Source organism: Clostridium sp. AWRP (genome assembly GCF_004006395.2).
Lineage (GTDB): Bacteria > Bacillota > Clostridia > Clostridiales > Clostridiaceae > Clostridium_B.
Genome location: NZ_CP029758.2, coordinates 3,439,010 through 3,452,035, shown reverse-complemented (window position 1 = coordinate 3,452,035; position 13,026 = coordinate 3,439,010). Strand labels below are relative to the sequence as shown.

The window sequence follows — 13,026 nt, the reverse complement described above, 5'->3', positions numbered from 1 at the left end:
AATTTGAGAAAAGCAAAAAGAGGAATACTTGTGGTAAGTTTTGGCACAAGTATATTGGGAACACTTAAAAACTGTATTGAAGACACGGAAGATGAAATTAGAAATGAATTTAAGGAATATGCAGTTAGAAGAGCTTTTACCTCTGGAGTAATAATCAAAAAATTAAAGAGTCAAAATGGAATTTATATAGATACAGTGCCCGAAGCCCTGGATAAAATGAGGAATGAAGGCTTTAGAGAAGTTTATGTTCAGCCCCTACATATAATGCCGGGAGATGAATATGACAAGGTAGTTCGCTGTATAAATGAATATCAAGGCTCTTTTGGTAAACTAGTTCTAGGGCGTCCTGTACTTTATAGGCAAAGCGATTATGTAATAGCCGCTAGGGCATTAGAAAAGCAGCTTCCACCTCTTAGCCAAAATGAAGCCGTAGTGTTAATGGGACATGGTTCTTCACATCATAGTAATTCTAGCTATGCTCTTTTTCAATATGTATTAGATGATTTGAAAATAAGAAATACTTTTGTAGCTACTGTAGAGGGATATCCTGAAATTGATAATGTAATACCTAAGCTGAAAAAAAATAATATTGAGAAAGTAACATTAATGCCTTTTATGTTAGTAGCAGGAGATCATGCCACAAATGACATGGCAGGGAAAGACAAGGATTCATGGAAGCAAATACTTAAATCTAAAGGATTTGAGATAAATACATATCTTCATGGACTTGGAGAAAACAAGGCTTTTCAGAAGATATATGTGCAGCACATTAGAGATTGTATAGACGGCAATCCTCTTATGGATGAAAAGATGAAAGTTAGAATGTAAGGAGATTTTCATATGATAGGATTAATTCTTGGAACTTCTGAAGGTAGAAAAATACTTTCTTTGCTAAATGAATTTACTTCTGATATATTTGTGTCTACAGCTACGGAATATGGTGGAGAGCTTCTTAAAGAATATAAATATGCTTATATGAACAACAAACCACTCGCTCTCCATGAGCTTATAAGTGAATTAAGGGGAAAAGATGTAAAAGTACTAGTGGATGCCTCACATCCTTATGCAGTAGAAGTTACTAAAAATGTAATTAAGGCATGTAATGAGTTAAATATACAGTATATAAGATATGAAAGACCTTCTTGTATAGAAGAATTTAAAAATGAGGCTAAAGTTGTAGAAGTAGAGGATTATAATGAGCTTAAATTGAAGCTTAAAGAGATAAAGGGAACTATATTAAATACTACAGGTAGTAAGAGTTTAGACAAGGTGTTGGGCTTAAACCTCAAAAATAGAATAATTTATAGAGTTTTACCTTCTGTTAAAGTTATAAATGAATGTAATGACAGAAAAATAGACCTAGGGGATATAATTGCAATAAAGGGACCTGTTAGCTATGAATTAAATTGTGCCTTTATAAAAGACTATGAAGCTGAAGCCATGCTGCTTAAAGACAGCGGAAGAGAAGGCGGAACTTATGAAAAAATAAGGGCTTGTCTAGATTGTGGAATATATGCTTTTATAATTGGAAGAAAAAAAATGAATTATAATAATATTAATGTTTTTTACAATGTAAATGAACTTGTGAAATATATAAAGACAATAAAAAATTTGTAAAGGGTGTATTTTATGGAGACTTCAACAATTTATCCTGGAAGTTTTGGAGAGATACTTCAGGGAAAAATAGAAAATAGAGATCTTTTATTGTCTTGTCCCGTAAATATTTATACTAAAGTCAAGCTTATAGAATGTAATAATCCCATAAGGAAAAGGTACCTAAAAAAGTCTTCTAGTTTTTTGTACAATATTCTTAAATCCTGGGGATATGAAAAGTATTTTGATAGTATAGATATAGAAATAAACTCCGAGATTCCATATGGAAAGGGGCTTGCCAGTAGTACGGCAGATCTTTGTGGAGTTTATTATTGTCTTATTAATATGTTTAATAAAAAATTCAATGAGGCAGAACTTGTGAAAAACTGTATAGATATCGAACCTACAGATAGTATAGTATTTAGTAAGATGACTTTATTTGATTATAAAAGTGGTAATTATAAAGTTACCATAGGAGATTATTTATCTTATAATATACTTGCTTTTGAAGGAGATAAAACAGTAGATACCGTTGAATTTAACAATAAAAATTTACCTAATTTATGTGATGTTAAAGACTTACTTCCGATACTTAAAGAAGGAGTGAAAGAAAAAGATTTACATAAGCTAGCCTATGTATCAACTGAAAGTATAGTGAAAAATCAGAAAAGGCTTTATTATGATTTTTTAAACTTGGTGATGGATATAAAAGAAAAAACTTCAGGTCTTGGAATAATAGGAGCACATAGTGGAAATGTTTTAGGAATAATATATGATGATGCAGAAAAGTTTAAATTTGAAGAAAAGTTATTAAAAGGATTAAATTTAAAAAATATAAGACTATACGGAGTAAAGGCTTTAAGTGAAATTTCACTGCCAGTGGAGTGTATTTAGTATAATTTTATATGATGGTAAAAATTCTTTTTACAATAATTATTGACATAATATATGCATAATAATAAACTTAAAGTAAGAGAAAGAATTTAGGCATTTGAAAGAAAATAACTTATTATAAGGAAGAGGGTTATCTTGTTATGGATAAAGGGTATATTCAAGTTTATACTGGAAACGGCAAAGGTAAGACTACAGCTGCACTGGGATTATCTCTTAGAGCTGTATGTGCTGGTAAAAAAGTATTCTTTGGACAGTTTGTTAAAGGCATGGAATACAGCGAGTTAAAGGCAAAAGAATATTTACCTAATTTTACATTAGAACAGTTTGGAAGAAATTGTTTTATATGCGGTAAACCAAGTAAAGCTGATGTAGAAGTAGCTAAAACTGGACTTAAAAAAGTTGAAGAAATAGTTACAAAGGGAGACTATGATGTAGTAGTATTGGACGAAATAAATATAGCTATATTTTATGAGCTATTTACAGTAGATGAAGTTTTGAAAATTTTAGATAAAAAGCAGGAAAAAACTGAAATAATACTAACTGGAAGATATGCAGATAAGAGAATAATAGAAAGAGCAGATTTAGTTACAGAAATGAAGGAAATAAAACATTATTATACTGAAGGTGTTCCAGCAAGAAAAGGAATAGAAAATTAATCTATAAAGTTTTTGGCTTGATATGTGATTTTACTAAATTATATAATGAAAAAATTCATCAATTTAAAAACCTGATTTCAATTTTGTCATTACATTTTATGTATAAGTTGATTTTTAGTAATTTAAAATTAAAAGTTAAGAATTAATAGTTATGGATGATTTTCTTCCGTTAACACTATAGAAAATCTAAAATAAAGTGCTAAAGAGTGCTGTTGAATCAAAGCTTCAATAGCACTCTTTAAATTTAAGATTTTTGATAACATAGTGGAGAAAAATAATATTCACTATTCATTTTTAATTACTAGTTATTAATTTGAAAGCTATTTATTGAATAACTTTTTACCTATAATAACCACTAAAAGCAATACAACTGAAGTAATTGCTATAGTACCACCAGGGGCACTGTTTATATAATAGGACAAGAATAATCCAATCATAATATCTAGAAATCCAAATATTATTGAAAATAAAAATGTAATTTTAAATCCTTTGTGAAGTTGAAGGGCTGCAGCTACGGGCATAGCTATCATGGATGAAATTACAAGAATGCCAAGAATTCGTATAGAAACAGAGATTGTAGCACCTACTAAAAGGGCAAATATGTAATTTATAAGCTTTACTTTTATTTTGCACACTTTTGCTCCGTTTTCATCAAAAGTTATATACAATAATTCGTTATGTAAAAGAGTTAAAGTTATAACAGAAATTATGCTCAATATAACTACTGTGTAAATGTCATTTTCAGATACAGTAAGTATACTTCCAAAAAGAAAGGAGTTTACATCTGCATTGGCTTTTCCAGTACTTATAAGTACAATGGCAATACCAACGGATAATGTAAGGACTATAACAAGTATTAATTCAGCGTATTTCTTATAATAATCTCGTAAAAACTCTATTACGAGTCCTGCAATGGAAGTAAATATAAAAGCAGTTAGTATTGGATTGAATCCAAAAACTAAACCTATTGCAACTCCGGCAAGGGATGAATGAGATAGGGTATCTCCAATCATAGAATATCTTTTTAAGACTAAAAATATGCCTACAGCAGGACAAAGTATAGATATAAATATACCTGCAATAATTGCATTTTGCATAAAACCGTATTGTAACATGATTTTCCTCCAGTAAAATTTAATTAAAATCAGATAGATTATGTACTTGTTTATATTCTTCAACAGTATACATTTTTAAATTGCCACCCTTCATGGTACAAATGTGAGTGGAATTTTCTAGAGCAGCTTTTAAGTTGTGTTCTACAGCTAATACCGTTATGGATTGGTGTCTATTTAAGTGTTTTATTATACTGTATATTTCTTTTTGACTTGGAACGTCTATTCCAGTAGAAGGTTCATCAAATATTAGGAGTTTAGGGTAGCCAATGAGAGCTCTTGCTATGAATATTTTTTGACGCTGGCCTCCAGAAAGATTTCCTATCAGTTTATTTTTAAAATCACTCATTCCAACAGAACCAAGACATATATTTGCAGATTTTTTATTTTTAATTTTTAAAACTTTACTATGACATCTCATTAGCTCTGAAACTGTAATTGGAAATTCAGAATTAAAATTATCTACTATTTGAGGTACATATCCAATTCTTTCAGCTGCTATGTGTATACTGCCGCTTAAAGGACTTAACAGTCCTAAAATCAATTTTACAAGGGTGGTTTTAGCGCTGCCGTTTTCACCTAAAATTGAAACATAGTTTCCGTCTTCAATAGTTAAGTTTATTTTATTTATTAAATAAGGACATTTACCTGTGTAGGAAAATGTCAGATCTTTAATTTCTATCATTAATAATTTCCTCCATTTATATAAGATGTACACGATAGGTGCAGTACATATAAGACCAACATATACTATTATATAACTAGTTGCGAACTAGTTGCAACTAAAAACATTAATTAATTTTTAATGTTTTTAGTTGTGCATTTCAAATGAAGGCTATCTACAGTAAAGCTTTTAGAAAAAATATTGAATAAAAAATGAAAAAAGTGTGTCAACTAATTTTGAAAATGTCCCAAAAAGTTTTAATTATTAGCACCAGCAATAGCTGGTGCTTTGTTACGCTTATAACATTATTTTTAGGTATAGCAAACACATCCATCAACTTAAAGTTTTTTAAGTAAAAGGGCTTTTTAGTTCTTTAAGCTATGTTTTCTTTTTGTCTATGAGCCTGCTTATTGCAATAATGTTCAAATGAAGCCTGCTTCCATGGGTGACTCATCGGCGGTATATAGTGTTTCTTTGGAGTTTTTGAGGTCTTCGCAAGATCAAAATTTTTTGATGAAGGAACATGATCCGGAAGCAATTCAAGTGCATAAACTTTTTCGTTTGCACAAAAATATAGATCATTGTTAAATGCCTTTATTACTATACCGCAGGTACCTTTATGGTAATATACTGGGTGACCATTAGCATCTACTGGAAGATAATATCCTTTATTGTATTTTACACAACTCCCATTGTCTACTTTCCTACTAGCAAGTACACCAAGAATTAAATTGATTTTCTCAATATCAGGTTGCGTTTCGAATACAGATTTGATATTATCAACAGGTAAAGCAAATCGAGCATTGAATTTTTTTATGTAGGAATTTAAAAATTCATTTGCCTGCTCAATCGTGCTTATACCAGCTAAACGCAATTCGATAGGAAGTCGTGATTGCAGTGTTTGAAACATTCGTTCCACACGCCCCTTGGCTTGTGGAATGCTGCTGGTTTTAATCTCAATTCCTAACTGCTTGCAGGCATAACCGAATTGGGTAAAAGTGTCCTCTTCGATAGAAGGGGATTTCTTTTGTTTATACTCAAAAACTGTACGCCTATCGGTGTAAAACATATAAGGAATACCATAGGTTTTCAATATTTGCTCAAGTACATGGTAATATCCATTTAGCGTTTCTTGAACATCGAAATAAGCACCTACAATAGCACCTGTGGCATCATCTACAGCTATATGAAGCTGACTTTTTTCTCCACCAAACCAAGGATGAAGAGAAGCATCCATCTGAAGCATTTCTCCAAAGTAGGCACATCTCGGACGCCTAGGATGAGCATCTTCGATAGCAAGAATAGAACTTTGAATAACACTAGCCTGCTTTTTTGACTTTGTAGATTTTTGCATATCTTTAAGTTTAGTGTATAGAGCCTTCTTAGAAGAACGTTTTGCCTTAGGAGACAGGATGAATTCCTGCAAAAGGATGGAACGTATAGTGTTTGATGAAACTTTGATTCCTTCAAATTCTTTTAAGAGTTCTGAAAAATGAGTTAAATTGGTGCCTTCATATTTTGTTCGATATAAGTCAACAATAGTCTGTTTTGTAGAATTATCTAAAGCATGGACAGGTTTTTTACCACGATTTCCATGTATAAAAAAGGCTTTTCCCTGCTCTTTATACCCTTTAATCATTCTGTTAATGTGCCTAACAGTACAGTTAATCTGTACAGCAGCTCTTTGCTTGTTACCATTGCTCTCTACTAATTTCTTGATTATGTTATATTTTGCATTCTCATTCATTGTTAAAACTACCTTTCTGATTTTGTCCACCTCACTTCTTAGTCATGAGGTTTTATTATACTATAAACTTATTTATTTGGGACATAATCAAATGCGGTATACTAAGACATTATCACAATTCAATCATAAAATATTGAATAAAAAATGAAAAAAGTGTTGACTAATTGTTCAGCAGAATATATAATATTAAATGTTGGTTGCGAAAATTAAATATGGTCCCTTGGTCAAGCGGTTAAGACGTCACCCTCTCACGGTGAAATCAGGAGTTCGATTCTCCTAGGGACTACCAAAGTTGAAAGAATGGCTTAACTACAATGGTTAAGCCATTCTTATTTTTTTATTTAAGGTGTGCTTTTTTAAAATTTTACACCATTTTTACACCATAGTTTTAATATCAGCTAAAATGTCTGCTGATTTCTCTTTTTCTCTTTTTAAAACATGAGTATAAATATTGGAAGTTATTTCAATACTGCTGTGACCTAAGAGCATAGAAATAGTTTTTAAAGGTATATTGTTTTCAAATTGCTTAGTAGCATATGTATGCCTTAAAGCATGAAATTTTTTGTGAGGAATATTTAAGAATCTTAAAAATTTTGCCCATGTCTTGTCCAAATTTCCAGCATTAATTAAGTTACCTTGTTCACTTAGAAATATGTAGTCTAAGTTGTCTTTGCAGTAGCTACACCAGTTTTTAGTTTTTCTGATTTTTTAATTTTAATTGAAGCTTTGATTATTTCTACTAATGATGCTGGGAGTGGAATTGTTCTTTTAGAGTTTTTGCTTTTAGGTTCTTGGATTATAGTTTGTTTACTTCTTTTATTGTTATCATCAAAAATTGTAGTAGTTGCCACAGTTCTTCTAATATGAATTCCTTTTAACTTATAGTCAATGTCTGACCTGTACTCGAATTGATGAACACATATGAGTTAGATATAATAATCATATGGAGGAGATAAGAAATGTCATGTAATGGTAGAAGGCATAATGCAGAATTTAGAACTGATGCTGTAAGACTTGTATTAGAAGAAGGAAGGTCTATAATCAGTGTATCAAAGGATTTAGGAATAAATAATCAGACTTTAAGAAACTGGATAAATAATAGAAAAAGAAGAGAAGATCCAGAAAAGCCCAGGATAGACGAACTTGAACGACAACTTAGAGAAAAACAGAAAAGGATAGATGATCTGGAGGAATCAGTTGATATATTAAAAAAAGCTGCAGCCATCTTTGCCAAGGACAGCCGAAGGTAATTTATAGCTTTATAAAAAGCCAACGTGACGTTCATTCGGTTGCAAAGATGTGCCAGTTATTCAAGGTATCACGCAGTGGATATTATTTATGTAATAAGCCATCAAAAAGCAAAATAAAAGCTGAAAATGAAAAAATACTTAAGATGGCACAGGCCAGTTATTTTAAAAATCATGGAATTTGCGGACTTGATAAACTTCTCTATGATGTAAGAGAAGAGTTTCCACATTGCAGCAGACAGAGACTTTACAGGATACAAAAAGAAAATAAGCTTTATTTCACAAGGAAAAGAAAATATAAAGCAACTACATACTCTGATCATAAACTTCCAGTAGCAGAAAATATCTTGAATCAAAATTTCAAAGTTGAGAGTCCAAATTCTGTTTGGGCAGCTGATAACATAAGACATCATTGTGTATAACTGCACTTAAAAATGCTATAAGAAGGTACAGACCTGAGTCAAGGATTAATACATCACTCAGATAGAGGAATACAGTACTGTAGCAGTGAATATCAGGAATTTTTGAAATCGAACAAAATAATATGCAGTATGAGCCGAAAGGGTAACTGTTATGATAATGCATGTGCTGAAACATTTTTCAGTACTATAAAATGTGAATTGCTTTACCAGAAGGAATATAGGACACGCGAAGAGGCAAGGCGAGATATATTCTGGTACATAGAAATATATTATAACAACCAGAGAAGGAATCAGGTAATTGGTTATAATGTACCATCTCAATTTAGAAAAGAATTTAGAATTTTAATGATATCATAATTAATTTTATATAGAAAATTTTGTTAAATTAGATAGGATAGTAAATATGCAATATTAGGAGAATACTTAACTCTCGAGTGACCACTTTTTCGAGAAAAGTTCATTATACTTAATATACCATAGTTGATACAAAATACAAATAAAGTAAACGCACCTAGTTCAAATATTAAGTTAGCAAAAATAGCGCCTTCTTTTTCAAACAATCTAAGTTTAATAAAGTATGAATTAAACTTAAAAATCATTGTTACAATAAATATTTGAAGTAAAATAAAAATTACTGTAGCAATCAATGAATATGTGTTATTTAAAAAAAATTTGATTTAAATTTGCATTAAATATAATCATTTCAATAATTTCAATAAAAGTTTCCGTAGTTAAAGTTATTGTAGCAAATAAGCAAACTATAACCGTAGAATCAAAAATCTTTATTTTTGTAATATAAGCAAGTAATAAAATATAAAAAATTAAAAGAAAAAGTGTATGATAAATCTTTGAAATGTAAAATGTACTTAAATAAGTTATAAAGACAAACAATATGCAAAATAGTTCTGTTTTAATTTTGTTATGAATTATAAATTTTTTTTTATTATGTAATGGTTCAAAAATACTTAAAAGGAGAAATGCTTTTATAATATCTATTAATATTTCTTGTATAACATTATTCATATAAATATCCCACCTATAATTAGTTTTTACAACATTTGTAAAAACTAATTACTATTTAAGGAGTTCATCGGGGCATTTTGGCTGATGAAAGCCCATAAAACAGGTTGTAACTATAACTATTCCAGCTAAAAACAAAGATAAGTAACCTACAACTTTCATGCTTTTCTTTAAGAGACTCTCTTTTAAATTTTTCATTTTTCTTATACCTCCTATAAATGTTTAAATTTATAAGTTCTACAAAATATTAGATTATACTTCTATATTTTTCAAAAAAATAAAATTTAAAAATTAAGTTTTGTTTTTTTTGTGGTTTTCAGAAAAGTTTAATAGATTAGGTTTATAATAAGAGAGAATTAGCTTGTCCAGTTCTTGGCTTACAGATAATATTTCTTCATCAGTAAATTCACCTGAATCTAACATAGCATACAGCCTATTTCTTACTTTTTCTAACAATGTGTTCATTAATTATACATCCTTACTAATTTGTTACTAATTTTCAACAACTTAGATATTATACTATAAAAATAAAAATTACACAAACCAATTTTTATTTTTAAAATACATCTATTTTAAGTTAAATATATAAAAATGGAGCTATAATTAAATATAGTTCTATTTATGATCTCTGGCCATTATATAACTTTTCTGCCACAATTCCATTCTATACACATATACTGCATATTTATCTCTATGATATAATATATTTTAGACATAATTTATAGTTCGTGATGTTATTTATATAAAGCAATGGATTAAAGAGAAATTTACAGTTGTAAATAAATGCAATTTAAATAGGAGTAAGAGCATGAAAAAAAAGATTAAAGTCACTATTCTTATAATACTAACATTCCTTTGTCTCATTCAAATTATTATAGTTACTAGCAATAAAATAGATATTCATTCAAAAGCTGAGAAGTATTTAATAACTACTAAAGGCTATACTACTAAAGATATTAAACATATAAAAGTAGAGCATACTTACATGGGTAAAATATTAGGCTCTGGTGAGTATAGTCTAAGTGTAATTTTTACTGATGAACCAAAGGCAACATATTGGTATGATTATAAAAATATACATCAAACTGGTATATCAGGTATGCCTTTTGATGGAAGAGTTTATAAACATGCTGAAGATGAAAGCCTAAAATATCTATATGATAAATAGTTCAAAATCTTCTTATTGTACGAAATAAATATAAAAAATGGGGCTATTACCCAACATAGATCCATTTATGATTCCTGATCATTATAAAACTTCTCTGCCACAATATTAGCATCCCGTTTTATATACATATACTGCATGTCCACCCTATAATATAATATATTTTAGGTATAAATTTTACAGCTCATGCTGTTATTTATATAAAGACAATGAGTTAAAGAGGAATTCACAGTTGTAAATTTTTGAGTACTAACAGTTATGAAAATATTATTGATATGAAGGGGATGTAGATATTGGGTAAAGTTACTAAGAAAATAGGATTAAATCCCTGGTCTAATGATAGTCATGGAGGAATTTCATGGGTAAGAATTTAGATTTTATACTAAGAAGCATCATTATTTATATTGTTTTAGGATTTTCATTTTCTACTGCAAATAAAGTGGCTCTAAAGTATGTTTATTGGTGAAATATAATAGTAGTTATCGGTTTTATATGCGTATTGGATAGATTAATTAGGTATGATAAGCAAAAGAATATAAAGCTATTTGGACTTATAAATATAGAGTGGTTACATCTTTTAATAATGGGTATTACAATTTTATGCATAGACCTATTTCATTTAATTTAGTACAAATAATTCTTATTATATGAGCAAAATATAAAAAATGGAGCTATACCAAACATGGCTCCTTTTATGATCCTTGACCATTATATAACTCATCTGCCACAATTCCATTCTTATACATATACTACATGTCCAAGCCCTATGATATAATATATTTTAGACATAATTTATAGTTCATGCTGTTATTTATATAAAGACGATGGATTAAAGAGAAATTCACAGTTGTAATTTATTGAGTTACAATCACAAGATAAAATGAGCAATAAAACTATTTTAATCACGCTTTAGATGGGTTTTTATAATGGAAATAATTGAAGGTGAATACATATTTACAGACGATGCTACTCGGATTAAATTAGGTGAGGTTTGCAGCCTGTTAAGGCAATCTCATTGGGCTAAAAATCGACCTGCTGAAGTCATTGCTAAAACAATTGAAACTTCACTTTGTTTTGCAATTTATCACAATGATATACAAATTGGGTTTGCAAGAGTTATAAGTGATTATGCTGTCTACAGTCTAATATTAGATGTAATTATTGATGAAAAATATAGGGGTAATGGCTTAGGAAAAAAACTAATTGAATTTATAAACAACTATCCAAGTATAAAAGATACAAGTAAAGTTCTTTGGACAAAATATGCTGAAAGATTATATTTGAAATGCGGATTTAAAGAAGAAGATTTTTATAAATTTATGTTTAATAGACCTTAATTAAATACCGTTGTGACGGAATATTCACAATTTATAAAGAAAAAGTTGTGAATAACTTTAGATTTTTAGTGTTATTCACAACTTTTTAGAACATTTATAAATTATACTTAGCTAGTTCCTGCTTAAATTTATTCAAAATATAAAGCTCTTTACTATTAGCAATTCTAGTTTTTTCATCTACGCAAAGTAAATTAGATTGCCTTTTCATTTCATTTACTAACGAGTTTAATAAGTTATTAAAGTTACCATAGCTAAAAGAGTTTACACTTTTTGAATTGAAATTAGGATTAGCCATATTAAGTTCGTTAAGTTTAAACATAGCTATTCCTGCATCAAGCCTGTCTTCTTTAGAAAGGCTATTTACAACATTGTCCCAAGATTTAACTACACTGTCAGGGGCATTTCTTAGTATATCTGAACCAGATAATTTGTTTTTAGCTTCATCCATGCTTGATTTAAAAGTTGATATGTTATTAGTTGTGTTTGTATTAGAAATATAATTAGAATTTTTAGTATAGATATTTTTTGAATTGATTTTCATGTATAATTCTCCTATTCTACATTAATGGTAATTTTGTCAGAAAGTTTATTATAGCTGCCCATTCTACAATCATTTGAACCTCCACATAAATCACCTTCACAAAAAACTTCAATTGTATGCATTTCTTTACTTAAAGTTGAAACAGCTATATAGGTTTTCCAAGATACAGTACTTCCATCAGAATAATTAACTTTGTCAGCATCTTTCTCATCGACGTAGAATACAGGTTTAGCATTAGCATCAGAATAAGCAGTTATATAGAATGATGATACAGCTTTTCCAGGGGAAGCTTGTACTTTATTTCCAAAAGCAAAGCCTGTAACTAGAATACTTGTAATAGAAAGTACAAATGCTAAGTTTTTAATAAATTTTTCATTATAAAACCTCCCCAAGTTTTAATTTTATTTTACAATTTATATATCGTATGTAAATTAGGTGAATTTATAGGACATATTGAATAAAAAACCATATTATGAGATACAATTAGTAATTTCAACTTATTGCCATATGTCTACAATATAAATATATAAGAATACCAATAATGCATGAATATGAAGAATATTAATGATTTATTAAAATAGAAATGAAAAATAACAAAAGGTATAGACGTTAAGTATGTAAATTATTT

Annotated in this window: 16 protein-coding genes, 1 tRNA gene and 1 pseudogene; 8 read left to right on the top strand and 10 right to left on the bottom strand. The window is 29.2% G+C overall.

What is annotated here, in order from left to right:
* Nucleotides 1-3 precede the first annotated feature (3 nt).
* The 4 genes from DMR38_RS15925 to cobO all read left to right on the top strand — a co-directional run bounded on the left by DMR38_RS15925 (nt 4) and on the right by cobO (nt 3,143).
* The gene (locus tag DMR38_RS15925) at nt 4-828 is read left to right on the top strand and encodes a sirohydrochlorin cobaltochelatase (protein WP_127722259.1); all 825 of its coding nucleotides are present in this window, start codon (nt 4-6) and stop codon (nt 826-828) included.
* A 12-nt stretch (nt 829-840) separates the two neighbouring features.
* Nucleotides 841-1,617 (top strand): cobalt-precorrin-6A reductase, encoded by a 777-nt coding sequence (locus DMR38_RS15920; RefSeq protein WP_127722258.1) that lies wholly within the window; start codon nt 841-843, stop codon nt 1,615-1,617.
* A gap of 12 nt (nt 1,618-1,629) precedes the next feature.
* Complete coding sequence (locus DMR38_RS15915; RefSeq protein WP_127722257.1) at nt 1,630-2,487, top strand: kinase; 858 nt, start codon at nt 1,630-1,632, stop codon at nt 2,485-2,487.
* Nucleotides 2,488-2,627: 140 nt separating this feature from the next.
* Nucleotides 2,628-3,143 carry a cob(I)yrinic acid a,c-diamide adenosyltransferase gene (cobO, locus tag DMR38_RS15910; RefSeq protein WP_127722256.1) on the top strand — a complete coding sequence of 172 codons (516 nt, stop codon included), beginning with the start codon at nt 2,628-2,630 and terminating at the stop codon, nt 3,141-3,143.
* Between the two features lie 320 nt (nt 3,144-3,463).
* On the opposite strand, the gene DMR38_RS15905 is transcribed toward cobO, so the two are convergent.
* The 3 genes from DMR38_RS15905 to DMR38_RS15895 form a co-directional block, all read right to left on the bottom strand.
* Nucleotides 3,464-4,258 (bottom strand): metal ABC transporter permease, encoded by a 795-nt coding sequence (locus tag DMR38_RS15905; RefSeq protein WP_023162132.1) that lies wholly within the window; start codon nt 4,256-4,258, stop codon nt 3,464-3,466.
* A gap of 19 nt (nt 4,259-4,277) precedes the next feature.
* On the bottom strand, nt 4,278-4,940 hold the full coding sequence (locus tag DMR38_RS15900; protein WP_127722255.1) for a metal ABC transporter ATP-binding protein: 663 nt from the start codon (nt 4,938-4,940) through the stop codon (nt 4,278-4,280).
* 352 nt (nt 4,941-5,292) lie between these two features.
* The gene (locus DMR38_RS15895; protein WP_127720638.1) at nt 5,293-6,666 is read right to left on the bottom strand and encodes an ISNCY family transposase; all 1,374 of its coding nucleotides are present in this window, start codon (nt 6,664-6,666) and stop codon (nt 5,293-5,295) included.
* Nucleotides 6,667-6,880: 214 nt separating this feature from the next.
* Between DMR38_RS15895 and DMR38_RS15890 the strand changes: the two genes are divergently transcribed.
* Nucleotides 6,881-6,955, top strand: a tRNA-Glu gene (locus tag DMR38_RS15890).
* Between the two features lie 86 nt (nt 6,956-7,041).
* Here the strand turns inward: DMR38_RS15890 and DMR38_RS15885 are convergent.
* Entirely contained in the window at nt 7,042-7,320 is a 279-nt protein-coding gene (locus tag DMR38_RS15885; protein ID WP_243124600.1) for a tyrosine-type recombinase/integrase, read from the bottom strand.
* A 5-nt stretch (nt 7,321-7,325) separates the two neighbouring features.
* Nucleotides 7,326-7,517 (bottom strand): hypothetical protein, encoded by a 192-nt coding sequence (locus DMR38_RS15880; protein WP_127722252.1) that lies wholly within the window; start codon nt 7,515-7,517, stop codon nt 7,326-7,328.
* A gap of 108 nt (nt 7,518-7,625) precedes the next feature.
* Between DMR38_RS15880 and DMR38_RS15875 the strand changes: the two are divergent.
* Nucleotides 7,626-8,692 (top strand): annotated as a pseudogene (locus DMR38_RS15875) (IS3 family transposase).
* A 300-nt stretch (nt 8,693-8,992) separates the two neighbouring features.
* Here the strand turns inward: DMR38_RS15875 and DMR38_RS15870 are convergent.
* From DMR38_RS15870 to DMR38_RS15860, 3 genes are all read right to left on the bottom strand, one after another.
* Nucleotides 8,993-9,358: a hypothetical protein gene (locus DMR38_RS15870; RefSeq protein ID WP_127722250.1), complete on the bottom strand. Its 366-nt coding sequence runs from the start codon at nt 9,356-9,358 to the stop codon at nt 8,993-8,995.
* A gap of 51 nt (nt 9,359-9,409) precedes the next feature.
* Nucleotides 9,410-9,553 (bottom strand): cyclic lactone autoinducer peptide, encoded by a 144-nt coding sequence (locus tag DMR38_RS15865; RefSeq protein ID WP_127722248.1) that lies wholly within the window; start codon nt 9,551-9,553, stop codon nt 9,410-9,412.
* 93 nt (nt 9,554-9,646) lie between these two features.
* Nucleotides 9,647-9,820, bottom strand: a complete 174-nt coding sequence (locus tag DMR38_RS15860; protein WP_127722246.1) for an aspartyl-phosphate phosphatase Spo0E family protein — start codon at nt 9,818-9,820, stop codon at nt 9,647-9,649.
* Between the two features lie 343 nt (nt 9,821-10,163).
* On the opposite strand from DMR38_RS15860, the gene DMR38_RS15855 reads away from it, so the two are divergent.
* Together DMR38_RS15855 and DMR38_RS15850 are read left to right on the top strand one after the other, a co-directional pair.
* Nucleotides 10,164-10,523 (top strand): DUF3139 domain-containing protein, encoded by a 360-nt coding sequence (locus DMR38_RS15855; RefSeq protein ID WP_127722245.1) that lies wholly within the window; start codon nt 10,164-10,166, stop codon nt 10,521-10,523.
* Between the two features lie 923 nt (nt 10,524-11,446).
* The gene (locus tag DMR38_RS15850; RefSeq protein ID WP_127722243.1) at nt 11,447-11,857 is read left to right on the top strand and encodes a GNAT family N-acetyltransferase; all 411 of its coding nucleotides are present in this window, start codon (nt 11,447-11,449) and stop codon (nt 11,855-11,857) included.
* A gap of 94 nt (nt 11,858-11,951) precedes the next feature.
* Here the strand turns inward: DMR38_RS15850 and DMR38_RS15845 are convergent, their stop codons facing one another.
* A complete protein-coding gene (locus DMR38_RS15845; protein WP_127722242.1) occupies nt 11,952-12,398 on the bottom strand; it encodes a hypothetical protein in 447 nt (148 codons plus the stop codon).
* A gap of 11 nt (nt 12,399-12,409) precedes the next feature.
* Nucleotides 12,410-12,790, bottom strand: coding sequence for a hypothetical protein (locus DMR38_RS15840; protein ID WP_127722240.1), 381 nt, complete (start codon nt 12,788-12,790; stop codon nt 12,410-12,412).
* Nucleotides 12,791-13,026 lie beyond the last annotated feature (236 nt).

Bases quoted from the DNA above. Each gene is read 5' to 3' on its own strand.
- DMR38_RS15905 (WP_023162132.1), bottom strand. From the start codon at position 4,258: ATGTTACAATACGGTTTTATGCAAAATGCAATTATTGCAGGTATATTT.
- DMR38_RS15845 (WP_127722242.1), bottom strand. From the start codon at position 12,398: ATGAAAATCAATTCAAAAAATATCTATACTAAAAATTCTAATTATATT.
- DMR38_RS15900 (WP_127722255.1), bottom strand. From the start codon at position 4,940: ATGATAGAAATTAAAGATCTGACATTTTCCTACACAGGTAAATGTCCT.
- DMR38_RS15870 (WP_127722250.1), bottom strand. From the start codon at position 9,358: ATGAATAATGTTATACAAGAAATATTAATAGATATTATAAAAGCATTT.
- DMR38_RS15865 (WP_127722248.1), bottom strand. From the start codon at position 9,553: ATGAAAAATTTAAAAGAGAGTCTCTTAAAGAAAAGCATGAAAGTTGTA.
- DMR38_RS15895 (WP_127720638.1), bottom strand. From the start codon at position 6,666: ATGAATGAGAATGCAAAATATAACATAATCAAGAAATTAGTAGAGAGC.
- DMR38_RS15850 (WP_127722243.1), top strand. From the start codon at position 11,447: ATGGAAATAATTGAAGGTGAATACATATTTACAGACGATGCTACTCGG.
- DMR38_RS15920 (WP_127722258.1), top strand. From the start codon at position 841: ATGATAGGATTAATTCTTGGAACTTCTGAAGGTAGAAAAATACTTTCT.
- cobO (WP_127722256.1), top strand. From the start codon at position 2,628: ATGGATAAAGGGTATATTCAAGTTTATACTGGAAACGGCAAAGGTAAG.
- DMR38_RS15860 (WP_127722246.1), bottom strand. From the start codon at position 9,820: ATGAACACATTGTTAGAAAAAGTAAGAAATAGGCTGTATGCTATGTTA.
- DMR38_RS15915 (WP_127722257.1), top strand. From the start codon at position 1,630: ATGGAGACTTCAACAATTTATCCTGGAAGTTTTGGAGAGATACTTCAG.
- DMR38_RS15855 (WP_127722245.1), top strand. From the start codon at position 10,164: ATGAAAAAAAAGATTAAAGTCACTATTCTTATAATACTAACATTCCTT.